Source organism: Oryzihumus sp., from assembly GCF_054325275.1.
In genome coordinates, this window is record NZ_JBTCWL010000005.1 from 38,201 (window position 1) to 62,022 (window position 23,822).

Consider the following 23,822-nt stretch of genomic DNA (forward strand, 5'->3'; position numbering starts at 1 on the left):
CCCTCCGGGCGACGAGTCACTGCATGAGGAACTCCGTGAAGTACACCCCCAGCACCCCACCGGTGTAGCGCTTGTTGACCTCCTTGAGCAGCGCCCCCTGGGCCTTCTCGCGCCCGCCGGCGGCGAGCAGCTGGCCGTAGGTGCGGCGGCCGAAGACCGTGATGACCGCGTCCTGCGCCTTGGCCGGGTCGAACGTCACCGCGCCCTCGGTCGAGGCCCCCTCGGCCACCTGCGTGGGTGACGCCTTCTTGCTCAGCTGCAGGGCCACCCCGACCTTGAGGTAGCGGCCGTCGGCGAGGTTGACCGTCATCGAGTCGATCTTCTCGATGGTGCCGGGCACCGTGGCCGGGTCTGGCTCCTTGGCCGCGGGCGAGGCGAACACCTTCATGCCGACGACGGCTCCGGCGGCGAGCACCACCACGGCCACGACGGCCAGGATGACGCGCTTGCGCGACTTCCCCGGGGCGGCGGGCGCCTCGGCCTGGGCGGCGCCGTGGTTCTCGTGCAGGGCGGCGGTGGACTGGGACACGTCAGGCTCCGGGGACGGGGGTGGCGACCGACGGGAAGGGGTCCTGGCCCGGGGTCTGGGAGGTCATGGACATCACCACGATCGCCACGCGGCGGTTGCGGGCGCGGTGCAAGGCGGTGTCGTTGGCGACGATGGGCCGCTGGTCGGCGTAGCCGGCGGCAGAGGAGCGGCTCGGCGCCAGGCCGTGGCCGAACAGGTAGCGCAGGACAGTGGTCGCTCGCTCGGTGGACAGCTCCCAGTTGGAGGCGAACCGCGCGCTGCTGATCGGCGCGTTGTCGGTGTGCCCCTCGACCGTGACGTGGTTAGGCAGCCCCTTGAGCGCCGGCGCGATCGCGTCGAGCACGTCCCGGCCCTCGGCCCGCAGGTCGGCCTGGCCGAGGTCGAACAGCACCCGGTCGGTGACGACGTTGACGGTCAGCCCGCGCTCGTCGCTGCTGAACTGCACCGCGTCGACGAGGCCCTTCTTCGCGAGCGCAGCGGTGATGAGCGCCCGGATGCGGTCCATCTGCTCCTTCTCGCGGGCCGCGGACAGCTGCTGCTGCCGCTGGCGGGCCAGCGCGACCTGCGCCTCGTGGGACTCGTCGGGGACCGGGGCCTGGTTCTGGCTGCCCTGGAGGATGCCCTGGCCGCCGTCGACGACGGTCGGGGTGCCGAACGAGGCGGCCAGACCGTCGTGCAGCTTGTTGAACTTGCCCTGGTTGGTCTCGCCGATCGCGAACAGCACGATGAACAGCACCATGAGCAGGGTGATCATGTCGGCGTAGGTCAGCAGCCAGCGCTCGTGGTTCTCGTGCGCCTCCTCGTGGGCGCCGTGGCGGCTGCGGCGGCGGGCCATCAGGCCGCCTCCTTCACCGGCACCGCGCCCTTGACCGCCTTGTCACCCTTGACCGGGGCGGCGGGCAGGATCGAGCGCAGCTTCTTCTCGACCAGGCGCGGGTTGGTGCCGGACTGCACGGCGAGGACGCCCTCGATGAGCATTTCCATGTGCGCCGCCTCGAGCTCGCTGAGCCGCTTGAGCTTGTTGGACAGCGGCAGCCACAGCGCGTTGGCGGTGAGCACGCCCCACAGGGTGGCCACGAAGGCACCGGCGATGAGGTGGCCGAGCTTGGACGGGTCCGAGAGGTTCTCCAGCACGTGCACCAGACCCATGACGGTGCCGATGATTCCCAGGGTCGGCGCGTAGCCGCCCATGTCGCCGTAGAACTTGATGCCGATCTTGTCGGCCGCGCGCTTGCTGGCCACCTCGGCCTCGAGGATGTCGGCGATCTCGTCGCCGTCGGTGCCGTCGACGGTCATCTCGATGCCCCGCTTGAGCAGCGGGTCCTCGACGTCGCGGGCCATGTCCTCCAGGGCCAGCAGCCCCTCACGGCGCGCCCGGTCGGCCATACCGACGATGGTCGCGACGACGTCCTGGCCGTCGGGGACCTTGGCGGTGAAGGCCTTCTTGGTCTGGGCCAGGACGACGGTGAGGTCCTTGATCGTGTTGCCCGCCATCGCGGCGCCGAACGTGCCGAGGAAGACCAGCATCATGGCCGGGATCATGATCAGGGAGCCGGGGTTGCCCCCCTCCATGACCATCGAGCCGATGACCGCGACGAAGATCGCGACGATGCCACCGACGGTGCCGAGCTCCACCTCAGCGCTCCAGGTCCGTGACCGAACGCAGGTGGCCCGGTCGGTGCGGCTCGGGAGTGACCTGCCCGGCGGTGGCGAGGATCGCGGCGCGGAACTCGCGCACCTGCTCGATGATCTCGTCCACACCCTCGGACACGACGTACTTCGTGCCGCCGACGAGCGTGATCACGGTGTCCGGGGTCGCCTCAACCCGCTCGATGAGGTCGGGGTTGAGGGCGAAGGCGCTCCCGTTGCGCCGGGTGACCATGATCATGGCGTCGTCCATCCGTGGGCAGTGACAGGCGGGGCCGTCCGTGGTCCCGCACAGGTGCCTATCGGCACCGGCCCGCCGCTCCTTAGCCCACCCGCCCACGACGACGGCGCAGGCACGCCGGGGACCGCCCGGCATACCTGCGCCGCCTGTATGACGGGCGCGCGGCCCCCGGGTGCTCACCCGAGGGCCGCGCCCACCGTCAGTGCTTCATGTTGACCAGGTCCTGGAGGATCTCGTCGGAGGCGCTGACCACGCGGGAGTTGGCCTGGAAGCCGCGCTGGGCGACGACGAGGTTGGTGAACTCCTGCGCGAGGTCGACGTTGCTCATCTCCAGGGCGCCGCTGGCCAGGGTGCCGCGGCCACCGGAGCCGGCGGTGCCGACGGCCGGGGTGCCGGAGTTGGAGGTGTCGCGGTAGAGCGAGCCGCCGACCTTCTCCAGACCGGGCGGGTTGTTGAAGTTGGCCACGGCGACCCGGCCCAGGGACTGCTTCTGGCCGTTGCTGAAGATGCCCAGCAGGGTGCCGTCGGGCGAGAGGGTGAAGGACTGCAGGCTGCCGAGGGCCGAGCCGTTCTGGTCCAGCGCCGAGACCGTGTTGGCAGAGGCGAACTGCGTCAGCGGGTTCGTCGTGGTGCCGAGACCGACCGTCATCTTGTCCGAAGCGAGCGTGCTGAACGTGTAGCCCTTGGCGTTGGCTGCCGTGACGTCCAGGTCCAGGGAGGACTTGTCGAAGTCCTGCGTGCCGGGACGCCAGTTGATGGTGGCCGTGGCCGGGTTGAGCAGGTCGACCGTCTTGGTGGCGTCGGTGGGGTCCGGCACCGTGATCTGCACGGTCCACTGGTCCGCCGTCGCCTGCTTGGTGTAGGTGAACGTCGCGGCTATCGCCTTGCCCTGCTTGTCGAAGATGTCGAGGGAGCTGACGAGCTTGTCCCCGGCCTTGGCGTCGGACGGCAGGTTCCCGCCGACATTGATGGACGTTGTCTGCTTGGGGTCCTTGATCTGGCCGATCGGCAGCTTGAGGCCGGTCATGGCGGCGTTGGGGTTGATGTTGCCGCTACCGTCGGCCTGCCAGCCCTGGACGATCGCGCCGTCGGGGTTGACCAGGTTTCCGAGCGCGTCGAAGGAGAAGGCGCCGGCGCGCGAGTACAGCGTCTGCCCGTCCTGCTTGACGACGAAGAAGCCGTCGCCCTGCAGCGTGATGTCGGTCGAGCGGCCGGTCATCTGGGTGGCGCCCTGGGCGAAGTTGGTCATGATGCCGCCGACGCGCACACCGAGGCCGACCTGCGCGGGGTTCGTGCCACCGCTGGTGCCCTGCGGGGAGCCGGCGGCCTTGAGGGCCTGGCTCAGCGTGTCCTCGAACACCACCTGGCTGCTCTTGTAGCCGGCGGTGTTGATGTTGGCGATGTTGTTGCCGATGACGTCCATCATGGTCTGGTGGCCGCGCAGGCCGGAGACGGCCGAGAAGAGCGAACGAAGCATGTCGGGTGTCCTTGTCTTCTGGCGCCGAGAGGGGCGTTCTTCGAGCTTTCGAGGGGTCTCAACCCCGGGAACGTCCTCGTCGGCGGGTGGAAAAGCGGAAGTCAGTGGGTGGTGTGCGGACTGGTCAGGACGAGCGGACCTCGGTGACCGCGGTGAGCGGCACCTCGGTGGAGCCGATGGTGAGCACGGGCCCACCGGGGCTGAACCGGACGGAGCTGACGACCCCGCTGGCGGCGTGACCGTTGTCCGAGTAGGCCACGGTGCGGCCGACGAGGCCGACCGAGGCGAGCGTCTGCTGCTCGGCGAGCAGCTGGGTGTTCTGGTCGGCCATCTGCTGGAGCTTCTCGACCATCTGGAACTGCGCGGTCTGGCCCAGCATCTGGGTGCCGTCCGCCGGGTGGCTGGGGTCCTGGTACTTCAGCTGCGCCACGAGCAGCTTGAGGAACGCGTCGCTGCCCATGGCGTTGAAGCCGGTCGCGGACGTGCCCGAGCTCGAGGTCGTGCTGGCGGCGGCCGCGGCGGCGTACGCACCGGTCGCGCCGATGGCATCGGTCATCTGGGTGCCTCACATTCTCAGGTCGAGCGCGCCGGCGGCCGCCGGTGCGGTGGTGGGGTGGCTGGGGGGACCGGCCGGGGCCGGGGTCCGGCCCGGCGCCGGCAGGTCCGGTCGCACGGGCTGCTGGCGTCCGGTGCCCTGGTCGGCCGACCCGGCGCTGCCGGTGTCGACCTGCAGGGCCCCGGCCCGCAGGCCCTGGTCCTCGAGCTGCTGGCGCAGGTCGGGCAGGTGGTCGCGCAGCAGGTCGGCGGCGGCGCCGTCCGCGGCGTGCAGGTGGATGGCCACCTCGCCGCGGCGCAGCTCCACGGTCACGTTGACGGCGCCCAGGTCCTGGGGGTGGAGCTGGAGCCGAAGCGACTGCTCGCCGTCCGGGCCGCGCAGCAACGGCGAGACCGCGGTAAACACCTGGTGGTGCGGCAGCTCCGGTGCCCCGGCCGGCGCCTGGGCGGTCGGCGCGGCCGGGTCGACCGTGGTCACGTGCACGGGGGCCGCCGGGTGGAAGGCGGGCGTCCCGGGCGGGGCGAGGACGGTCCGCGGGCGGTCACCGGAGGCCGACGAGCCGGTATCCCGCGCCTCACCACCGCCGCCGGGCGCCGCCGCGGCACCGCTCACCCCTGCGACCGGCAGCGCCGGATCCGGTTGCGGTGCAGGCGTTTCGACTGCCGGCTGCCGGTCGCCCGGACCCGGCACCACGAACGCGGCGGCGGTCGGGGCGGGCACGAAGGCGGGGGCCTGACCCGTCACGACGGCGCGGGCCTGGCCTGTCGCATCGGTCGCCGCGGCCGTCCGGCCGTCGGCAGGCACGGGTCCCGCAGCGGAGGCGTCGGGACCGGCGGCCGGGGATGCCGGGGCGAGCCACTGCACGCCGGCAGCCTGGGCGGTCGCGGGCACTGCACCCGCCGACGCGGCGACCGGCCCCGTAGGTGCCGGGGCACCCCGTACCGGAATTGCCGCTGCCGGAGCTGCCGGTGCCGGAGCTGCCGGTGCCGGAGCTGCCGCCGCCGGGGCTGGCGGTGCCGGGTCCGCCGCCGGGGCCGCCGGTTCGGGGGCGGCGGGTGCCACGAAGGCCGGTCCGCCGGGCAAGGCAGAGGTGGCCGCCGAAGCCGCCACACCCCCTGCCGACGGCACCCCGGCAGGTCCGGCTGCCGGAGCCGGCGTCGGGGGGTCCTGCGGCACGGGCACCGGGAGCACGGCCGACAGGGCAGCCAGGAACGCCACCGACGTCGCGTCGGTCGCCGGGTCCGCGCCGGCCCGGCCCGACGCGGACCCGGGCAGCACCGGACCTGCCCCGGCGGGGATCGCAGCGGTCACGCTGCACCTCCGTTCTGGTAGGCCAGCACCCGCTGCACGTAGGCGCGGGTCTCGGCATAGGGCGGGACGCCGCCGTAGCGGCGGACCGCGTCCGGGCCGGCGTTGTAGGCGGCCAGCGCCAGCTCGGTCGAGCCGAACGTGCGCAGGTCCTGCGCGAGCAGCCGGGCCGCACCGTCGACGGCCTGGCCCGGGTCGAGCGGGTTGACGCCGAGGCTGCGCGCGGTGCCGGGCATGAGCTGCATGAGGCCGAGCGCGCCGGCGCGGCTGACCGCCGAGGGGTTGAACCCGCTCTCCGCGCGCGCCACCGACGCGAGCAGGTTCGCCGGCACGCCGTGCCGGGCGGCTGCCGCGGTGAACAGGTCCCGGTAGGCCGCGGGCGCGGCTGCCAGCGCACCCGTCGCCGAGCCGGCATACGCCGTCGTCGAGGAGGACGCAGCGTCCGGCAGGATCCGCCGGATCGCGGTCGGGGTGCGGTAGACGGCCTCGACCTTGACCACGTCCCCGGTCTTGGGGGCCACGACCATCTGGCCGTTGCCGGCGTAGATGCCGATGTGGTCGACCGGGTCACCGAAGGCGAGCAGGTCGCCGGGGCGGGCCTGCGCGAGGGAGGCCACGGGCGTCCCCTGCCGGGCCTGGTCCGCCGCGACCCGGGGTAGGTCGACGCCGAGGTCGGCGTAGACCCGCTGCACCAGCCCGGAGCAGTCCAGGCCCTGCTGCGGGTCGGTGCCGCCCCAGACGTAGGGAACGCCGAGGTAGCGGCGCGCGTCGGCGACCACCTGGTCACCGGTGGCGGAGTTGGCGGCCGACGCCGGGTCGGCGCCACCGACGGCCGAGCCGGTGCCCGTGTCGGCAGTGGCGACCGCCAGCCGCGTGGCGAACGTGTCGGCCGAGCCGGCGGCGGGCGCGGCTCCGGAGGCGGCAGCGAACCGGCTCTGGATGGTCAGCATCCGGGACTGGACCGCGACCAGGCCGGACAGGTCGACGCTCATCGCCCCTCCCCCGCCCGAGTGGCGGCGATCTCCTCGGCCACCTGCTGGTCCTGGGCGAGCTGGGCGAGGCGCTCGGCCTCACGGGCGCGCTCCTCCAGCCGTTCGATCGCGGTCATCCGCTGCGCTGCCTCGCTCCAGAGGCAGCGGCTCTCCTCCAACGCCTGACGGGAGGCGGCCTCGGTGACGACGGCGCGGTGCACCGACGCGGCACGGGCCTCCATCCGGGAGCGGCCCCACAGGAACTGCTCCACGGGGGCGGGGGCGTCGAGGGCCGAGGCGTCGGCCAGCTGCTCCCGCGAGCGCCGCAGCGCCGTGGCGGCCAGGGCCTGCTGGGCGGCGGCGGCACCGAGCTGGGCGCGGGCGGCCTCCTCGGCGATCCGGCGCACCCGCAGCAGCGTGGCCAGGCGCGAACGCGGACGGCGGCTCACGCGGACACCGCCAGGTAGTGCAGGGCGGCCCACGCGTCCGACAGGCCGGTGACGTCCTCGACGTCCTGGCGCAGGAAGCCGTCGATGGCGTCCGCCTGGCGCAGGGCCCGGTCGACCAGCGGGTTGGACCCGGCGACGTAGGCGCCGATCTCGACGAGGTCCTTGGCGTCCCGGCGTGCGGCCAGCAGCTGGCGCAGTGCGGTCGCGTCGGCGCGCTGGTCGCGGCTGGTGATCGCGTTGACGCTGCGGGAGATCGACTCGAGCACGTCGATGCTCGGGAAGTGCCCGGAGGTCGCGAGCCGGCGGTCGAGCACGACGTGGCCGTCGAGGATCGACCGGGCGGCGTCGGCGATGGGGTCGTTCATGTCGTCGCCCTCGACGAGGACGGTGTAGAGCCCGGTGATGCTGCCCCGCTCGGCGGTGCCGGCGCGCTCCATCAGCTGCGGCAGCAGGCCGAAGACCGACGGCGGGTAGCCCCGCGTGGCCGGCGGCTCCCCGGCCGCCAGGCCCACCTCGCGCTGGGCCATGGCCACGCGGGTGACGCTGTCCATGGCCAGCAGGACGTCCTCGCCGCGGTCGCGGAACCACTCGGCGATCCGCGTCGCCGTCGAGGCGGCGCGCAGCCGGACCAGCGCCGGCTCGTCGGAGGTGGCCACGACGACCACCGACCGGGCCAGGCCCTCTGGCCCGAGGTCGCGCTCGACGAACTCGCGCACCTCACGGCCGCGCTCGCCGACGAGGGCCAGCACGCACACCGGCGCCTGGGTGCCCCGCACGATCATGGACAGCAGGCTGGACTTGCCGACCCCGGACCCGGCGAAGATGCCGATGCGCTGGCCCCGACCGCAGGGGACGAGGGTGTCCAGCGCCCGCACGCCGAGGCCGAGCTGGGTGTCGATCCGGCTGCGGCGCATGGCCGGCGGGGCGGTCCCCTCGATTCCGGTCAGCGTCACGTCGGTCGGAGCAGGTCCACCGTCCATCGGCCGGCCGAGCGCGTCCACGACGCGGCCGAGCAGGCCCGGGCCGACCGGCACGCGCAGCGGGCCGCCGGTGGTGATCACCGGTGCGCCGCGGCGCACCCCACGCAGGTCCGAGACCGGCATACAGGTGGCGACGTCCTCACGCAGGGCGACCACCTCGGCGAGGATCGGGCCGTCGTCGCCGGCGATGGACACGGCCTCGCCGACGGCGAGGTCGAGCCCCGCGACGTCGATGGACAGGCCGACCGCGCGGGTGACGTGCCCGGTGACCTCCGGCGCTGCGGCGCGGACCAGGGCGTCCAGCAGGGCGCTCACGACTCGAGCACCGCCCGGACGCGCTCCAGCGCCGGCCCGATCTGGCCGTCGATACGGCGCTCGCCGGCGTCGACGACGCACCCGCCGCGCTCGACCTGCGGGTCGGCGACGAGGGTCAGGCTGCGGTCGGGTGCGAGCGGGCCGCGGGCGGCGACGGCCTCGACGTCGTCGGGGTGCAGGCGCACCACCGCGACGCTGCCGGCCGGCGCGAGCGAGAGCGCCCGCTCGACGGCGTCGCGGGCCGGGCACTCGGCGACCTCGAGGTGGCGGCCCACGAGGGCCTCGGCGATCTCGACCGCCATGACGGCACCGTTGCGGTGCAGCTCCTCCACGGCCGGCGCCTCCCGCTGCGCGAGGGCGGTGGCCGCCTGGGCCAGGGTGGCAAGGGTGGCGGCCAGCTGCGCCGCGCGCACCTGCCGCTCCTGCTCCTCGCGGGCGGCGACGGCGGCGAGCTCGGCCTCGAGCTCCAGCCGGGCCTGCTCCCGCCCCTGCTCGAGCCCGGCGCGCAGGCCGTCCTCGAAGCCGGCGGTGCGGGCCTCGTCGGCGGCGGTGCTGGCCGCCTCGGCCACGACCGCCTCGAGCGTCGGGTCGCACAGGCGCGGGTCGGCGCCGTGCGTGCTCACCCACGGGGTGGAGCGCAGGTCGGCTCCGATGCGGGCGGGGCGCACCGCGCGGGCGTCCGACCCGCGCATGACCACCGTGCGCGGGAGGCTCTCAGACCACGAACTCATCGCTGCCCCCTCGCGAGATCAGGATCTCCCCGGCCTCCTCCAGCTCGCGGATCTGCCGGACGACGACGGCCTGGGCCTCCTCGACCTGCTTGAGCCGCACCGGGCCGAGCACCTCCATGTCCTCCACCAGTGCGGTGCCGGCCCGCTCGGACATGTTGCGGATGATCTTGTCCTTGACGTCGGCCTTGACGCCCTTGAGCGCCACGGCCAGGTCCTTGGTCTCGACGTGGCGGAGCAGGACCTGCACCGAGCGGTCGTCGAGCATGACGATGTCCTCGAACATGAACATCTGGGCCCGGACGTTCTCGGCGAGCTCGCTGTCGCGCACCTCCAGGCCCTGCAGGATGAGCCGCTCGGTGGCCCGGTCGGAGTGGTTGATGATCTCCACGAGCGGCTGCAGGCCACCGACGGCCGAGTAGTCGCTGCTCTGCAGGACCGTCGAGAGGCGGCGCTCGAGGTGAGCCTCGACCTGCTTGACGATCTCCGGCGAGGTGCGGTCCATCACCGCAAGGCGGTGGGCGACGTCGGCCTGCAGGTCCTCCGACAGGCCGGAGAGCACGACCGCGGCCTGATCGGCCGCCATGTGCGCCAGGACGAGGGCGATCGTCTGCGGGTGCTCGTCCTGCAGGAACGACAGCACCATCCGGGGGTCGATGCGGCGCAGGAACTCGAACGGCATCTCCACCATGGTGGAGGTGAGCCGGGCCAGCACCGCCTTGGCCTTGTCCGGGCCGAGGGTGGCCACGAGGACCTCCTCGGCGTAGGCCATGCCGCCCTGGCTGTAGTAGTGGCGGGCGGCGGCCAGCTCCTGGAACTCGCGCAGCACCGCGTCGCTGGTCTCGACGTCGATCTCCTCGAGCCGCGCGATCTCCGCGGTGAGGGCCTCGACCTCGGGCTCGCGCAGGCCCTTGAGGATCTGCGCGGACTGCTCCTTGCCGACCTGGACGAGCAGGACGGCCGCCTTGCGCAGCCCCGAGAGGTTCTCGATCGAGGTCATGGTCAGGGCCTCCGTTCGACGAGCCAGCCGCGCACCAAGCGGGCCACCTCGTCGGGCTGGTCGTCGATGAACTGGCTGATCTCGTCGTGCATCGCGGCCCGCATCTCGGCCTCGGGCGAGATCGGCTTCGGCGCCTCCAGCACGGCCGGGGAGCCCAGGCCGGAGTCGATGGCCAGGGTCTGCGGCCGGGCGAGCTGGGCCCGCTCCTCGCGGTAGGCCTCGAGCTCGCCGAGGTCGACCGGGGTCCGCTCGACCTTGCGGCTGCGGCGGGCGAAGACGAACAGCGCCAGGGCCAGCAGCAGGACCAGGCCGACGGTCTTGGCGAGGTTGATGAGGTCGGACGTGCGCTTGTCCGACTCGGCCTGGGCCAGCTCCTTGGCCGCGGCGGCGGCGGCCTTGGTGTCGAACGGCAGCTTGTCTACCGTGACGACGTCGCCACGGGCGGTGTCCAGGCCGGCCGCGGAGGCGACCAGGGCGCTGATCTGCTTGGGGTCGGCCGAGCCCGTGGTGGCCGCGTCGAGGACGACCGCGACCGTCATCCGCTTGACCTGCCCCGGCGCCGCCGTGGTGTGGGTCTTCTGCGTGCCGACCGCGTTGGTCTGGTCGCCGGACTCCTTGGTGTACGTCGAGGCGGAGCCTCCGGTGCCGCTCGGCACGGAGATGTTGTCGGGCCCGAGCACGCCGCCGACGGCGGACCCGTTGCCCTTGAACGTCTCCTTGCTGGTGCTGACCGTCAGCGGGACCTGCTTCTTGTCCACGAGGTACTCCTCGCGGTCGACGGTCTGCTGGTCGTAGTTGAGCGAGGTGTCGACGCGCACGACCGCGTGGCCGGGGCCGACGACCTTGTCGAGCATCGACTGCACGGCGGCGGCGGTGGCGTCGGAGGCGGTGCGGCTCTGCTGGGCACGGGCGTCGTTGAGGGCCGAGGAGGCCCCGTCCTGCCCGGCGGCGCTGAGCACCTGGCCGCTGGCGTCGGCGACGGTGACCGCCGAGGCGTCGAGCTTGGGCACGGCCGAGGAGACCAGGTGCACCACGGCCTCGACCTGGCTGCTGGTCAGCGAGGTGCCCGGCGCGGTCTTGACCAGCACCGAGGCGGTGGGCTTGGCGGCGTCGCTGGTGAAGACGTCCTGCTCGGGCAGCGCCAGGTGCACGACCGCGGCCTGCACCCCGTCGATCGACTCGATCGTCTTGCGCAGCTCACCCTCCAGCGCCCGCTGGTAGGTGACCTTCTGCTGGAAGTCGGAGGTGGTCAGGCTCTGCTTGTCCAGCAGCGAGTAGCCGTCGCCGTTGCCCCCGCCGGCGGGCAGGCCCTGACCGCTGAGGTTGATCCGCTGCTGGTAGACGTCGGCCTGCGGCACGAGCACCGTGGTGCCGCCGTCGGCGAGCTGGTACGGCTCCTTGGCCTCGGTGAGCTTGGCGGTGATCGCGGCGGCGTCGGTCGAGGACAGGCTGGTGAACAGCGGGGCGTACGTCGGCTGGGAGACCCACGACACGAAGAAGGTGCCACCGACGACGGCCGCCACGACGGCGATCGCCGTCATCGCCTTCTGGCCGGTGGTGAAGCCGGAGAAGAGGTTGCGGGCGCGGGCCATCAGCGCCTTGGGGTCGAAGCCGTTCACATCTGCATCCGCATGATCTCGGTGAAGGCGTCCACGGCCTTGTTGCGCACGGCCACGGTCAGGCTCGTGGCCACCGAGGCCTCATTGGACGCGATCATGTAGTCGTGGATGTCGGTCAGGTCACCGGTGGCGGCCTTGACCGCCAGGTTGTCGCTGGTGCTCTGCAGGTCCTGCAGCTGCTGCAGGCTGTTGGACACGAGGCCACCGAAGTCGACGCCGGGGGTGGCGGTGGCGGCAGCAGGGGCGGCCACCTGGGGCACGGGGAGCGCGCCGATGGCGGAGATGGGAGGGATCATCGCGTCACTTCCCGAGTCCGAGCGCGGCTTGGTAGGCGTCCTGCGCCCGCTGCACGACCGACAGGTTCGCCTGGTACGCGCGCTGGGCGATGATCAGCTGGCCCATCTGGTCGGCGAGGTCGATGTCGGGCACGCGCACGTTGCCGTCCTTGTCTGCCAGCGGGTTGTCCGGCTGGTAGACGAGCCGGCCCCCGGCGCTGCCGAGCTCGATCCCGCCGACCTTGGCGCCACCGGCGTTGCCGTAGTCCTGTGCCTGCGCCACGACGTAGCGCGCCTGGAACGCCGGCCCGCTCGTCGGCGAGACGTCGTTGATGTTGGAGACGTTGTCGGACACCGCGTCCAGCCACTTGCGGTAGACCACGAGCCCGGAGCCGGCGTTGTTGATCGCGTCGAACATGCCCATCAGTTGCTCCCGATCGCCATGCGCAGCTGGCTGAACTTGGCCGTCATGGCCTCGATCGCAAGCGAGTAGGACAGGTTCGTCTGCTCGCCGGCCAGCGTCTCCTCGTCGAGGTTGACGTTGTTGCCGTCGGTGCGGGTGGGCTCCAGCGAGCGCGCGAGGCTCGGCGTGGCGGCCGCCGGGTCACCCCCGGCCGCGAGCGTGCTGCGCAGGCTGTCCTCGAAGTCGACCTTGCCGGCGAGGAAGCCGGGGGTCTCGATGTTCGCGACGTTGTCCGCGATGGTGCGCTGACGCAGGGCGAGGCCCGAGAGCGCCTGGTGCAGCGCGCTCATGGTGACGTCGCCGAGAGGCTCCGGCATTGAGGTCATTCCTCCAGCAGCGGTCGACGGATCAGGCCCCTCGGGAGGGGCCTGTGGGCAGGGGTTCACCGCCTGTCCGTGGCAGCTGCTGGTCTTCCGTGACCGGGCCCCTCATCGGCGCTGCCCCCGGCGACCTGAGGAGTTGTGCCAAGTCCTGGCACAACGCGGTATGCCGCGTGGTCGCCTGGAGGGCCGCTCGTGGCCCGAATCCCTCACCTGCGGCCCGTGCCCGCCGATAGGTGGGGCGGACCGCAACGCACGGACGCGACGCGCGAGGAGCTCGAAGGAGGGACCGTGTTCGAGCTTTCCGAGATGAAGGAGATCGTCCAGGAGTTCCTGGTCGAGTCCCACGAGAACCTCGACCAGCTGGACCGCGACCTGGTCGAGCTCGAACGTGACCCCGGGTCCCGCGAGCTGCTGGCGGGCATCTTCCGCACCATCCACACGATCAAGGGCACCAGCGGCTTCCTCGCCTTCGGCCAGCTCGAGCAGGTCAGCCACGTCGGCGAGGGCCTGCTGAGCCGGTTGCGTGACGGCGAGCTGGATCTGGACTTCGAGCGCGCGGCGGCCCTGCTGGACCTGGTCGACGCCATCCGGACCGTGCTGGCCTCGATCGAGGCGACCGGCGCGGAGGGCCAGCACGACTTCTCCGCCCTCGTCGCCCAGCTGGAGCGGCTGCAGAGCGCGGACCCCGACGCGATGCAGTCCGGGAAGTCCCGTCCGGCCGCGGTCCCCGCGCCGGAGCCCGCCGACCACGACGGCGGCGAGACCGAGGTGGACAGCCGCCGGGGCGTGGCCGACCACACCATCCGCGTCGACATCGGCGTGCTCGACGAGCTGATGCAGATGGTCGGCGAGCTGGTCCTGACCCGGAACCGGATCGTGCAGCAGGCGGGCACGATCGCCGACCCCGCCCTGATGCACACCGCACACCGCCTCGACGTCATCGCCGCCGGGCTGCAGGAGGGCGTCATGAAGACGCGCATGCAGCCGATCGGCAACATCTGGAGCCGGATGCCGCGCGTGGTGCGCGACCTCGGCGTCGTCTGCGGCCGGCAGGTCCGCGTGGAGATGGAGGGCCGCGAGACCGAGCTGGACCGCTCGCTGCTCGAGGCGATCAAGGACCCCCTGACGCACCTGGTCCGCAACGCCGTCGACCACGGCATCGAGCCCCCGCAGGAACGCGTCGCCCTCGGCAAGCCCGCCGAGGGCGTCATCTGGCTCCGGGCCTACCAGCAGGGCGGCAAGGTCCACGTCGAGATCGCCGACGACGGCCGGGGCATCGACCCGGAGCGGGTCGGTCTCAAGGCGGTCGAGCGGGGCCTGCTCACCCCCGAGCAGCTGGCCGCGCTCTCGCCGGAGGAGACCACGTCGCTGGTGTTCCAGCCGGGCTTCTCCACCGCCGAGGCGGTCAGCAGCGTCTCCGGTCGCGGCGTCGGCATGGACGTGGTGCGCACCAACATCGAGCAGGTCGGCGGGACGGTCGCGCTGCGCAGCGTCCCCGGCCTCGGCAGCACCGTCACCCTGCAGATCCCGTTGACCCTGGCCATCATCCCCGCCCTGACCGTCGCCACCGGTGGCCAGCGCCTGGCCATCCCCCAGCTCAGCCTGGTCGAGCTGGTAGCGGTCCCCTCCGGCGAGGTGCGCACCACGATCGAGGACGTCTCCGGCGTGCCCGTGCTGCGGCTGCGCGGCCGGCTGCTCCCGCTGGTGCACCTCGACGCGGCGCTGGGCCTGACGTCGTGCCGGCGCGCGGACGGCACCGTCTCGGTCGTGGTCGTGCAGAGCGAGGGTCGTCAGTTCGGCATCGTCGTCGACCGGGTGGTGGACACCGAGGAGATCGTGGTCAAGCCGCTCAGCTCCCAGCTCGCCGGCATCGGGCTGTATGCCGGGGCGATGGTCTCCGGCGACGGTGCGGTGGCGCTGATCCTGGACGTCACGGCGCTGGGGCACCGCAGCGGGGTGCTCGGCGCGGCCCGGGACCTGGCCGCCTCCGCCGAGCCCGGGCAGGTCACCGCGGAGCAGGAGCGCGAGGCGTTCCTCATCGTGGGGGTCGGGCCGGACCGCCGGGTGGCGGTGCCGCTGGCCGCGGTGCACCGGATCGAGGAGCTGTCCACGGCGACGCTGGAACAGGTCGGCGGCCGGGAGGTCATCCAGTACCGCGACGGCATCCTTCCCCTGGCCCGGCTGGCGCGGGTGATGGGCGTGGCCGAGGACCCCGGTCCGCAGGAGCGGGTGCAGGTGGTCGTGTACAGCGAGGGCGGGCGCAGCGTCGGCCTGGTCGTCAGCGCCATCCACGACATCAGCGACGACTTCGACGGCGTGAGCAGCGACCTCGGCGGTCCGGGCCTGAACGGCTCGGTGGTCGTGGGCCGCCAGGTCGCCGAGCTCCTCGACGTGCGTGGCGCCGTGCTGGCTGCCGACCCCCTGTTCTACGAGCCGGCCGCGCCGGCGACCCTCGACTGGATGGCGGTGCCCTCGTGAGCGGCACCCGCCAGCTGTCCTCGTTCACCGTCGACGACGGGCTGTTCGGCCTGGACGTCGAGCACGTCCAGGAGGTCATCCGAACCCCGCGGATCACCCCGGTCCCGCTCGCCCCGCCGGCGGTGCTCGGGCTGGCCAACCTGCGCGGGCAGGTCGTCACCGTCGTCGACCTGCGCGCCCGGCTGGGGCTCGAGCCGCGACCGGAGCCCGGTGCGGTCACCGTCATGGTGCGGCACGACGGTGAGGTCGTCGGGCTCGTCGCGGACGCCCCCGGTGACGTCCTCGAGGTGAGCGCGGACCAGCAGGACCCGCCACCCGAGGCGCTCACCGGACCGCCTGCCGACCTCATCAGCGGCACCTGCCGCCTGCCGGACCGGCTGCTGCTCGTCCTGGACATCGAGCAGGCGGTGCGGGTCACCGCGCCGGCCTGACCCGGCATACCGACCCCCCTGCGCGCGCGGCGCGCACCCCAGACCACGGATGGACAACGAAAGGACCACGGCCATGGCCGACACGACGCCCACGGACGGGCAGACGACGCCGGAGGTGGAGGACGTGCAAGCGACGGTCCCGCGGCGACGCAAGCGTGACCGGTTCCGCGGCTGGTTCGCCAACCGGCGGATGAACACCAAGATCCAGATGGTCGTGCTGCTCGTGACGCTGGTGTCCATCGGCGTGGTGGTGCTGTCGGTCGTCAAGCTGGACACGGTCAACTCCTCCGTGCACAGCCTCCAGCGCGACAACCTCGTGCCGACCATGGAGCTCGCCGCGATGCAGAAGCAGGCGCAGCAGAGCTGGATCGACATGTCCAACCTCGCCGAGGCGACGACGGCGTCGTCGCGCCAGGACTGGCTCAACCGGATCCACCAGCAGGACACGGTGCTCGACGACGCGATGACCGCCTACATGGCGCACTCGGCGCGCAAGGACCTGGTCATCAAGTTCCAGAGCGTCTGGAGCGACTACCGCCTCACCCGCGACTCCTCGGCCATCCCGATGGTCATCGCCGGCGACCGCGTCAAGTACGCCCAGTTGCGCGAGGACAAGCTGGCGCCGGCCACCCAGCAGGCGTTCTCACTGATCGACCAGATGACCGCGGCGGAGCAGGCCGACGCCAACGCCACCGTGACGAAGTCGGATGCCACGTTCCACAACGCCGTGGCCTTCATCGTCGGATGGCTGCTGATCGGCGTCGCCCTCGCGGTCGGCCTGGCGCTGTTCCTGGCCCACCTGGTCACCAGCCCGTTGCGCCGGGTCAGCAGGGTGCTGCGCGCCGTCGCCGAGGGCGACCTGACCCAGACCGCCCGGGTCGACTCCCACGACGAGGTCGGCACCATGGCCCAGGACCTCAACACCGCGGTCGCCAGCCTGCGCCAGGCGATCGCCACGATGGCCACCAGCGCCGGCACCCTGGCGATCAGCTCCGAGGAGCTGTCGGCCACCAGCCAGCAGATTGCCGCCAGCGCCGAGGAGACCTCGGCCCAGGCCAACGTCGTGGCCGCCGCGTCGGAGCAGGTCAGCCGCAATGTCCAGACCGTCGCCGCCGGCTCGATGGAGATGGGCGCCTCGATCCACGAGATCGCCCAGAACGCCACGGAGGCGGCGCGGGTCGCGCAGTCCGCGGTGGTGCACGCGGCCGAGACCAACGCGCAGGTCGGCAAGCTCGGCGACTCCTCCCAGGAGATCGGCAACGTCATCAAGGTGATCACCCAGATCGCCGAGCAGACCAACCTGCTGGCCCTCAACGCCACCATCGAGGCGGCGCGCGCCGGTGACGCCGGACGCGGCTTCGTCGTGGTCGCCAACGAGGTCAAGGAGCTCGCCCGCGAGACCGCCCGCGCCACCGACGACATCGCCCACCGGGTCCAGACCATCCAGGGCGACACCGCCGTGGCGGTCCGGGCCATCGGCGAGATCGGCGACATCATCGGCCGGATCAGCGACTTCCAGACGACGATCGCCTCGGCCGTGGAGGAGCAGACCGCCACGACCAACGAGATGAACCGCAACGTCAACGAGGCCGCCACCGGCAGCACCGAGATCGCGAACAACATCAACGGCGTCGCGACCGCGGCCGAGACCACGACCGCCGGCGTCGCCCAGACGCAGCAGGCTGCGGCCGAGCTGGCCCACCTGTCCAGCGAGCTGCAGACCATGGTGGCGCACTTCCGCTACTGACGCGCGCACGCTCCCCCCGCGACGGCGGTGGACCCGACCACTCCCGGTGGCTCAGGTCCACCGCCGTCGTGCCGATAGGGCACTCGAAGGCATGGCCCGTGACCGGTGACAGGAGGACTGGTGCTCGCTCTCGTCGTGGACGACTCCCGCGCGATGCGCATGATCCTGCGCCGGATCATGGCCTCGCACGGCTATGACGTCGTCGAGGCGGGCGACGGCCAGGAGGCCCTTGACCTGCTCGCCGAGGGCATCCGCCCGGACATCGCCCTGGTCGACTGGAACATGCCGGTCATGGACGGCCTGGCTTTCGTCGCGGTGTGCCGGTCGACGGCCGCCTACCGCGACATCACGCTGATGATGGTCACCACCGAGAGCGAGCGCGCCCAGATCGTGCGCGCCCTGGCGGCCGGCGCCCACGACTACGTGATCAAGCCGTTCACCCCCGACACCATCGCCGCCAAGCTGCAGGTGCTCGGCCTGGCGGGCACGCCCCGATGAGCCGCATCGGCGTGCTCGTCGTCGACGACTCGGTGGTCGTGCGGCGCATGGTGTCCGAGGCCCTGTCGGCCGACCCGGCCCTGGAGGTCCTCGGCACCGCGCCCAACGGGCAGGTGGCGCTGAACAAGCTGGACCAGCTCGCACCCGACTGCGTCGTGCTCGACATCGACATGCCGGTCATGGACGGGCTCGAGACGCTGCGACGCATCCGTATCTCGCGCCCTCACCTCCCGGTCGTCATGTTCAGCACGCTGACCGAGCGCGGCGCGAGCGCCACGCTGGACGCGCTGGCGCTCGGTGCGAGCGACTACCTGCCCAAGCCGGCCAACGTCACCAACGCCCCCGAGGCCATCGCCGTCGTGCAGGCCCAGCTGGCGCCCAAGATCGTGGCCCTGTGCGGCCGCCCGTTCGCCCCGCGGCTGGCCCCGGCCACGGCCGGTGAGGCGGTCGCCGCCCCGGCCGCCTCGAGCCAGGGCCGGGTCGACGTCGTCGTCATCGGCGCCTCGACCGGCGGGCCCGGGGCGCTGGAGACCATCCTCCCCGCCCTGCCCGCGGACCTGCCCGTCCCGGTGCTGGTGGTCCAGCACATGCCGCCGATGTTCACCCGGCTCATGGCCCAGCGGCTCGACAAGCACTGCGCCCTGGACGTGCGCGAGGCGACCCACGGCTCGGTGATCCAGCCGGGTCAGGTGCTCATCGCCCCCGGCGACCGCCACCTGACCATCGCCCGGCGCGAGGTGCACGTCTACGTCAAGCTGACCGCCGACCCGCCGGAGAACTTCTGCCGCCCGGCCGTCGACCCGCTGTTCCGCTCCGCGGCCGAGGTCTACGGCCCCGGCACGCTGGCGCTCGTCCTCACCGGGATGGGCAATGACGGCCGGCGCGGGTCGGCCGCTGTCTACAGCCGGCACGGACGGGTCATCGCCCAGGACGCGGCCACCTCGACCGTGTGGGGCATGCCCGGCGCCGTCGTCGGCGCCGGCCTCGCCGACCGGGTGCTGCCCCTGGACCAGATGGCCGACGTGCTGCTGGCCGCGGTGGCCGACGGCCGATCCGACTTCCGCCCCCCGGCGCCGCGTCCGGCCCGGCCCCTGGCAGCAGGAGGCCAGCGATGACCATCGCCAACGGCGACTTCGAGTTCGTCTCCGGGCTGGTGCAGAGGGAGTCCGCGATCTCCTTGCCCAAGGGCAAGGAGTACCTCGTGGAGGCGCGCCTGACACCGCTGGCGCGCGATACCGGTCTGGGGTCGCTGCCGGCCCTCGTGGCCGAGCTGCGCCAGGAGGACAGCGGAGAGCTGCGCCGCCGCGTCGTGGACGCGATGACCACCAACGAGACCTCGTGGTTCCGCGACCGGACGCCGTTCGAGGCGCTGGGCAGCGGGGTGCTCGAGCGGCTGATCTGCGCGCGACGGGTCCAGGGCCGCGTGCGGGTCTGGTCGGCCGGGTGCTCCTCGGGCCAGGAGCCCTACTCCATCGCCATGACGGTCGCACCGCGGCTGGCCGCCGAGGGGATGACCCTCGAACTGGTCGCCACCGACCTGTCCGAGGAGATGGTCGCCCGCGGCAAGGCCGGGCGCTACACCGACTTCGAGATGAAGCGCGGGCTCTCCCCCCAGGCCCGCGAGGCGCACTTCAGCCGGGTCGAGGACGGATGGCAGATCAGCGACGAGCTGCGCTCGATGGTCAGCTTCCGGTCCCTCAACCTGGCTGCCCCGTTTCCCCCGCTGGGGACCATGGACGTGGTCTTTCTGCGCAACGTGCTCATCTACTTCGACGCCGAGACCAAGGCGCAGGTCCTCGAGCGGGTGGGGCAGCTGCTCGCCCCCGACGGCTACCTGTTCCTCGGGGCGGCCGAGACGACGATCAACGTCGACGAGCGGTTCACACGGACGACCGTGGGCGGTGCGACCGTCTACCGCCTCGACGGGAAGGCTGCGGCATGACGCTGGACCCCAAGGACCTCGCCGAGATCGAGGAGATCGCACGCGACGTCTGGAGCTCGCTGCTCGGGCTCGAGATCACGGTGGCGCAGGCACCTGACGCCTGCCCGGAGGAGGTCGTGACCGCGGTCGTGACCGTGACCGGTGACGCGCATGGCGTGGTCGGCGTGCAGACCTCCGGCGCCGGAGCCCGGGCCATGGCGGCCGCGATGTTCATGATGGGCGCCGACGAGGTGGGCCCGGCGGAGGTGGCTGACGCGCTCGGCGAGCTGACCAACGTGGTGGGCGGCAACGTCAAGGGCCTGCTGCCCGGCTCCAACCGGCTCTCCCTGCCGACCGTCCTCGATGGAGGCGCCGAGGACCCCCGGGACCTGACCCAGCCGCCGCTGGCCGAGGTGTTCCTCACCTGCGACGGCGAGCCGGTCCTCATCTCGCTGCACGCCCTTGCCGCTGTCCCGTCCGCTGCTACCCCTGAACGGATCCCCTCCTGATGCACATCCTCGTCGTCGACGACTCCCGCGCCATGCGCATGATCGTCATCCGCACCCTGCGCCAGGCCGGCTTCGAGGGCCACCAGATCAGCGAGGCCGCCGACGGGCGTGAGGCGTTCGAGGCGGTCAAGGACACCGGGCCCGACCTGGTGCTCTCGGACTGGAACATGCCGAACATGACCGGCATCGAGCTGCTCTCGGCGCTGCGCCGCTCCGGCGACCAGACGCCGTTCGGATTCGTCACCTCCGAGGGCTCGGCGGAGATGCGCGAGTGGGCCGAGCGGGCCGGGGCGTTGTTCCTCATCGCCAAGCCGTTCAACCCCGACACCTTCCGGGACGCCCTGCTGCCCGTGATGGCCTGAGGTCCCTGCTCGATGACCGTCCTGCCCCCGCCCAAGCGCGTCCGTGACCTCTTCGCCGACCTGCTCGGCCGCGAGGTCGACATCTCCCCGTGCCTGGAGCCGGTGGTGCCGACCCTGATCCGCCCCTGCGCGATCGGCGTCTACGTCACCGACGACATCAAGACCGGCGCCGTGCTGTGCGCCGACCTGGAGCTGGCGGCCCGCGCCGGGGCGGCCCTGTCGCTGGTGCCCAAGGCCGGCGCCGACGCCGCGATCGAGGGGCGCTACATCCCGCAGAACCTGCTGGACAACTTCGCCGAGGTCATCAACGTCTTCGCCGGGCTGTTCAACGTGCCCAACGCCCCGCACCTCAAGCTGTACTCCGTGGTCGCCCCCGACGAGACCCCGCCGGCTGACCTGGTGCCGCTCGTGCGCCGCGTGACCCGGCGGGTCGACCTGCGCCTGGCCATCGACGGCTACGGCCTCGGCCACCTCGCGGTCGTCCTCCCCAACTGACGGGCTCCCCCTCTCCCCCGCGCGTATGCCGGGTGCCCACCACAGCGTGAAGGCCGCCTCCCGGCTGGGAGGCGGCCTTCACGGCATACCCGGAACGTCCCGGAGCCGGGGTCAGCGCAGGAAGTCCATCAGCGACGGCTGGATGATCTTCGCCGTCGCGCCGAGCGCCGCCTGGTAGGCGTTCTGCTGCATCTGCAGCTGGATGATCGTGCTCGGCAGGTCGATGTTCTCGGCGTTGGCCAGGCCGTTGGTGATGGTGTCGAGGTGGCCGTTGGCGAGGGCCTGGATCGACTCGAGGCGGTTGACCTTCGCGCCGACGGTGCTCTGCACCGACCTCATCGCGGACGCCGCCGCGTCAAGGCTGCTCAGCTGGGCGTTGACCGCGGTCACGTCGCCTGCCTTGAGCGCCGAGGAGATGCTGTCCAGGATGCCCGTGCCGCTGTCGAGCATCGTGGTGAAGACCGTGCTGCCCGGCACGTTGACGGCGACCGTGCCCGACGTCGGGTCATCGGAGACGGTGCGGTTCACGGCCGAGGTGTTCCCTCCGTAGGCGCCGGTGGTGCTGTCGAACGGCGGCGTCTCGGTCATCGTGCCGCCGAAGACGTACTTCCCGGCGTACTGGGTGTTGCCGAGCTGGATCAGGCCGCTGCGGATCTGGTCGATCTCCTTGGCCATCGCGTCCAGGGACTCCTGCGGAAGCGCGGCGTTGACGGCGGACACGGCCAGCTGACGCACCCGGTCGACCATGTCGGTGGCCTGGCCCAGCGTGGTGTCGGCGGTGGACAGCCACGACAGCCCGTTGTCGATGTTGCGGCCGTACTGCGTGGTGCGGGCCTTGTCCGCGCGCAGCTGCATCGCGTTGACGGTATCGACGGGCGAGTCGGAGGGGCGGTTGAGCTTGCGCCCGGAGGACAGCTGCTCCTGGGTGCGCTGCAGCTGCTTCATGTTGGTCTGCAGACCTGCCAGCACCCCCCGGGCCAGCGTTCCCTGCGTCACGCGAAACGACATGTCAGTCCTGCCTTCAGCGGGTCATGTTGATGAGGGTGTCCAGCGTGGAGTCGATCGTCGTGATGAACTTCGCCGCCGCCTCGTAGGAGTGCTGGAAGTTCACGAGGTTGGTCATCTCCTCGTCGAGGCTCACCCCGGACGCGGCGGTGCGGGCGTCCTCGAGCTGGCCCGCGACCGAGGTCTGCAGGTCCGTCTGCCGGTTGGCGCTCTGCGCCTGCACCCCGAGCTGCACCATCAGGTTGCGGTAGGTCGCATCCGGGCCGGGCGGCATGGTGCTGCCGGTCGCCGGCGACATCGGAAGGTTGGCCAGGAGACCCATGGCGCTGGCGTTGTCACCGTCGTAGGCGGGCGGCTGGGCAGCCGATGCCGCCACCAGCTGCGGGTTCGAGATGGCCACAGCCATGTCCCCGGCCCCCGTGCCGGCGAAGATCGCCTGCCCGTTCGGAGGGGAGCTGGGCGGCGCTGCCGCGGCAGTGCGGTCGTAACCCTTGGCCTGTTGCTGGTTGACGGCCGACATCACGGAGCGGGCGATGCCGTCGAGCGCCGTCAGGTAGCTCGGCAGGGTCGTGTTGACGGCGTCGAGCAGGCCCTGCACGCTGCCGCCACCCACGGCGGCGGAGCCGTCAGCAGCCCACTGAAGCGCCAGCTCGTTCGTCGCACCGGGCGTGTGGTTCGTCGGGCCGGCGACCTGGAGCGCGCGGGTGCGGTCACCGGTCACCAGCGGGCTGCCGCCCAGGTTGACGTTGACGACGCCGTCCGCGCCGGCGGTGGCCGTCGCGCCGACCGCCTGGCCGAGCTTCATCACGAGCACGTCGCGCTGGTCGGACAGCTCGTTCGCCGGGTTGCCGGCGGTCACCGCCGACCGGATCGCGGCGTTGAGCCGGGCCACGTCGGCGGCCATCGAGTTGACGTCGGACACCGTGGCCACGAGCTGCTCGCGGGAGTCGAGCCACTGCTGGTTCATCCGGCTGCTGAGGCCGTTGAAGGTGCTCGCCAGGGTGGAGGCCTGCTCGAGCATCTGGGAGCGGGGGGCGTCCTCGGTCGGGTTGATGGCGATGTCGTGCCACGACCCCCAGAAGGCCGACAGCTGCTCCTGTAGCCCGGTGTCGCTCGGCTCACCGAAGGTCGTCTCGATGTCGCCGTAGGTCTGCTTGACCGTGCTCAGGTGCGACAGGTCGCCCTGGGCGGACAGCGCCCGCGCCTCGGCGAACTCGTCGCGGATCCGGGTGATGCCGGTGATGACGACACCGTCCGCGGGGCTCGTGCTCCGCGACCACATCGCCGGCACCACCGACCCACCCGCCGCGACCTGCTCGATGCGCTGTCGCGAGTAGCCGGCAGTGTTGGCGTTGCTGATGTTCTGACCGGTGACGTCCAACGCCCGCTGGGCCGCCGACAGCGCGCGCGCACCCAGACCGAGGCTGGAGAAGCCTGACATCACACCCACCTTGTCGCCGACGGAAGGACCCTGCCCATTCCTATCGGCTTCGCG

At 72.3% G+C, this 23,822-nt stretch carries 27 protein-coding genes; 9 read left to right on the forward strand and 18 right to left on the reverse strand.

Going from position 1 to position 23,822, the window contains the following annotated elements; all coding sequences use genetic code 11:
* Positions 1-16: 16 nt before the first annotated feature.
* From ACXVGS_RS02015 to flgB, 16 genes are all read right to left on the reverse strand, one after another.
* Positions 17-529: a flagellar basal body-associated FliL family protein gene (locus ACXVGS_RS02015; RefSeq protein WP_458536576.1), complete on the reverse strand. Its 513-nt coding sequence runs from the start codon at positions 527-529 to the stop codon at positions 17-19.
* A gap of 1 nt (position 530) precedes the next feature.
* The gene (locus ACXVGS_RS02020) at positions 531-1,364 is read right to left on the reverse strand and encodes an OmpA family protein (protein WP_458531594.1); all 834 of its coding nucleotides are present in this window, start codon (positions 1,362-1,364) and stop codon (positions 531-533) included.
* Positions 1,364-2,164, reverse strand: coding sequence for a motility protein A (locus ACXVGS_RS02025; protein WP_458528496.1), 801 nt, complete (start codon positions 2,162-2,164; stop codon positions 1,364-1,366). The genes ACXVGS_RS02020 and ACXVGS_RS02025 overlap by 1 nt, the downstream gene beginning before the upstream one ends.
* Before the next feature lies 1 nt (position 2,165).
* Positions 2,166-2,429 carry a flagellar FlbD family protein gene (locus tag ACXVGS_RS02030; protein WP_458528497.1) on the reverse strand — a complete coding sequence of 88 codons (264 nt, stop codon included), beginning with the start codon at positions 2,427-2,429 and terminating at the stop codon, positions 2,166-2,168.
* 187 nt (positions 2,430-2,616) lie between these two features.
* Positions 2,617-3,894, reverse strand: a complete 1,278-nt coding sequence (locus ACXVGS_RS02035) for a flagellar hook protein FlgE (protein WP_458528498.1) — start codon at positions 3,892-3,894, stop codon at positions 2,617-2,619.
* Positions 3,895-4,018: 124 nt separating this feature from the next.
* Entirely contained in the window at positions 4,019-4,450 is a 432-nt protein-coding gene (locus ACXVGS_RS02040; RefSeq protein ID WP_458528499.1) for a flagellar hook assembly protein FlgD, read from the reverse strand.
* Between the two features lie 9 nt (positions 4,451-4,459).
* Complete coding sequence (locus ACXVGS_RS02045) at positions 4,460-5,062, reverse strand: flagellar hook-length control protein FliK (protein ID WP_458536577.1); 603 nt, start codon at positions 5,060-5,062, stop codon at positions 4,460-4,462.
* A gap of 695 nt (positions 5,063-5,757) precedes the next feature.
* Positions 5,758-6,750, reverse strand: a complete 993-nt coding sequence (locus ACXVGS_RS02050; RefSeq protein WP_458528501.1) for a transglycosylase SLT domain-containing protein — start codon at positions 6,748-6,750, stop codon at positions 5,758-5,760.
* Entirely contained in the window at positions 6,747-7,178 is a 432-nt protein-coding gene (locus ACXVGS_RS02055) for a hypothetical protein (RefSeq protein ID WP_458528502.1), read from the reverse strand. The genes ACXVGS_RS02050 and ACXVGS_RS02055 overlap by 4 nt, the downstream gene beginning before the upstream one ends.
* The gene (locus ACXVGS_RS02060; RefSeq protein ID WP_458531591.1) at positions 7,175-8,473 is read right to left on the reverse strand and encodes a FliI/YscN family ATPase; all 1,299 of its coding nucleotides are present in this window, start codon (positions 8,471-8,473) and stop codon (positions 7,175-7,177) included. Before ACXVGS_RS02060 ends, ACXVGS_RS02055 begins: the two co-directional genes overlap by 4 nt.
* Positions 8,470-9,204 carry a FliH/SctL family protein gene (locus ACXVGS_RS02065; protein WP_458531590.1) on the reverse strand — a complete coding sequence of 245 codons (735 nt, stop codon included), beginning with the start codon at positions 9,202-9,204 and terminating at the stop codon, positions 8,470-8,472. The genes ACXVGS_RS02060 and ACXVGS_RS02065 overlap by 4 nt, the downstream gene beginning before the upstream one ends.
* Positions 9,188-10,201, reverse strand: a complete 1,014-nt coding sequence (gene fliG / locus ACXVGS_RS02070; protein ID WP_458528505.1) for a flagellar motor switch protein FliG — start codon at positions 10,199-10,201, stop codon at positions 9,188-9,190. Before fliG ends, ACXVGS_RS02065 begins: the two co-directional genes overlap by 17 nt.
* 2 nt (positions 10,202-10,203) lie before the next feature.
* Positions 10,204-11,820, reverse strand: a complete 1,617-nt coding sequence (gene fliF, locus ACXVGS_RS02075; RefSeq protein ID WP_458528506.1) for a flagellar basal-body MS-ring/collar protein FliF — start codon at positions 11,818-11,820, stop codon at positions 10,204-10,206.
* Entirely contained in the window at positions 11,817-12,116 is a 300-nt protein-coding gene (gene fliE, locus ACXVGS_RS02080) for a flagellar hook-basal body complex protein FliE (protein ID WP_141790326.1), read from the reverse strand. Before fliE ends, fliF begins: the two co-directional genes overlap by 4 nt.
* 4 nt (positions 12,117-12,120) lie before the next feature.
* Positions 12,121-12,519, reverse strand: coding sequence for a flagellar basal body rod protein FlgC (locus ACXVGS_RS02085; protein ID WP_458528507.1), 399 nt, complete (start codon positions 12,517-12,519; stop codon positions 12,121-12,123).
* Entirely contained in the window at positions 12,519-12,875 is a 357-nt protein-coding gene (gene flgB, locus ACXVGS_RS02090; RefSeq protein ID WP_458528508.1) for a flagellar basal body rod protein FlgB, read from the reverse strand. The genes ACXVGS_RS02085 and flgB overlap by 1 nt, the downstream gene beginning before the upstream one ends.
* A gap of 294 nt (positions 12,876-13,169) precedes the next feature.
* Between flgB and ACXVGS_RS02095 the strand changes: the two genes are divergently transcribed.
* The 9 genes from ACXVGS_RS02095 to ACXVGS_RS02135 all read left to right on the forward strand — a co-directional run bounded on the left by ACXVGS_RS02095 (position 13,170) and on the right by ACXVGS_RS02135 (position 21,322).
* Positions 13,170-15,359: a chemotaxis protein CheA gene (locus tag ACXVGS_RS02095; RefSeq protein WP_458533091.1), complete on the forward strand. Its 2,190-nt coding sequence runs from the start codon at positions 13,170-13,172 to the stop codon at positions 15,357-15,359.
* The gene (locus tag ACXVGS_RS02100) at positions 15,356-15,790 is read left to right on the forward strand and encodes a chemotaxis protein CheW (protein WP_458533092.1); all 435 of its coding nucleotides are present in this window, start codon (positions 15,356-15,358) and stop codon (positions 15,788-15,790) included. Before ACXVGS_RS02095 ends, ACXVGS_RS02100 begins: the two co-directional genes overlap by 4 nt.
* Positions 15,791-15,863: 73 nt before the next feature.
* Positions 15,864-17,537 (forward strand): methyl-accepting chemotaxis protein, encoded by a 1,674-nt coding sequence (locus ACXVGS_RS02105; RefSeq protein ID WP_458528511.1) that lies wholly within the window; start codon positions 15,864-15,866, stop codon positions 17,535-17,537.
* A 120-nt stretch (positions 17,538-17,657) separates the two neighbouring features.
* Entirely contained in the window at positions 17,658-18,035 is a 378-nt protein-coding gene (locus ACXVGS_RS02110; RefSeq protein ID WP_458528512.1) for a response regulator, read from the forward strand.
* Positions 18,032-19,150, forward strand: a complete 1,119-nt coding sequence (locus ACXVGS_RS02115) for a protein-glutamate methylesterase/protein-glutamine glutaminase (protein ID WP_458528513.1) — start codon at positions 18,032-18,034, stop codon at positions 19,148-19,150. The genes ACXVGS_RS02110 and ACXVGS_RS02115 overlap by 4 nt, the downstream gene beginning before the upstream one ends.
* On the forward strand, positions 19,147-19,977 hold the full coding sequence (locus ACXVGS_RS02120; protein WP_458528514.1) for a CheR family methyltransferase: 831 nt from the start codon (positions 19,147-19,149) through the stop codon (positions 19,975-19,977). The genes ACXVGS_RS02115 and ACXVGS_RS02120 overlap by 4 nt, the downstream gene beginning before the upstream one ends.
* A complete protein-coding gene (locus tag ACXVGS_RS02125; RefSeq protein ID WP_458528515.1) occupies positions 19,974-20,465 on the forward strand; it encodes a chemotaxis protein CheX in 492 nt (163 codons plus the stop codon). Before ACXVGS_RS02120 ends, ACXVGS_RS02125 begins: the two co-directional genes overlap by 4 nt.
* Positions 20,465-20,827, forward strand: coding sequence for a response regulator (locus tag ACXVGS_RS02130; RefSeq protein WP_458528516.1), 363 nt, complete (start codon positions 20,465-20,467; stop codon positions 20,825-20,827). The genes ACXVGS_RS02125 and ACXVGS_RS02130 overlap by 1 nt, the downstream gene beginning before the upstream one ends.
* 12 nt (positions 20,828-20,839) lie before the next feature.
* Positions 20,840-21,322: a hypothetical protein gene (locus tag ACXVGS_RS02135; protein ID WP_458528517.1), complete on the forward strand. Its 483-nt coding sequence runs from the start codon at positions 20,840-20,842 to the stop codon at positions 21,320-21,322.
* A 111-nt stretch (positions 21,323-21,433) separates the two neighbouring features.
* Here ACXVGS_RS02135 and flgL read toward each other — a convergent pair whose 3' ends face one another.
* Positions 21,434-22,330 carry a flagellar hook-associated protein FlgL gene (gene flgL / locus ACXVGS_RS02140; RefSeq protein ID WP_458533095.1) on the reverse strand — a complete coding sequence of 299 codons (897 nt, stop codon included), beginning with the start codon at positions 22,328-22,330 and terminating at the stop codon, positions 21,434-21,436.
* A gap of 13 nt (positions 22,331-22,343) precedes the next feature.
* A complete protein-coding gene (gene flgK / locus ACXVGS_RS02145) occupies positions 22,344-23,768 on the reverse strand; it encodes a flagellar hook-associated protein FlgK (protein WP_458534454.1) in 1,425 nt (474 codons plus the stop codon).
* Between the last annotated feature and the right edge of the window lie 54 nt (positions 23,769-23,822).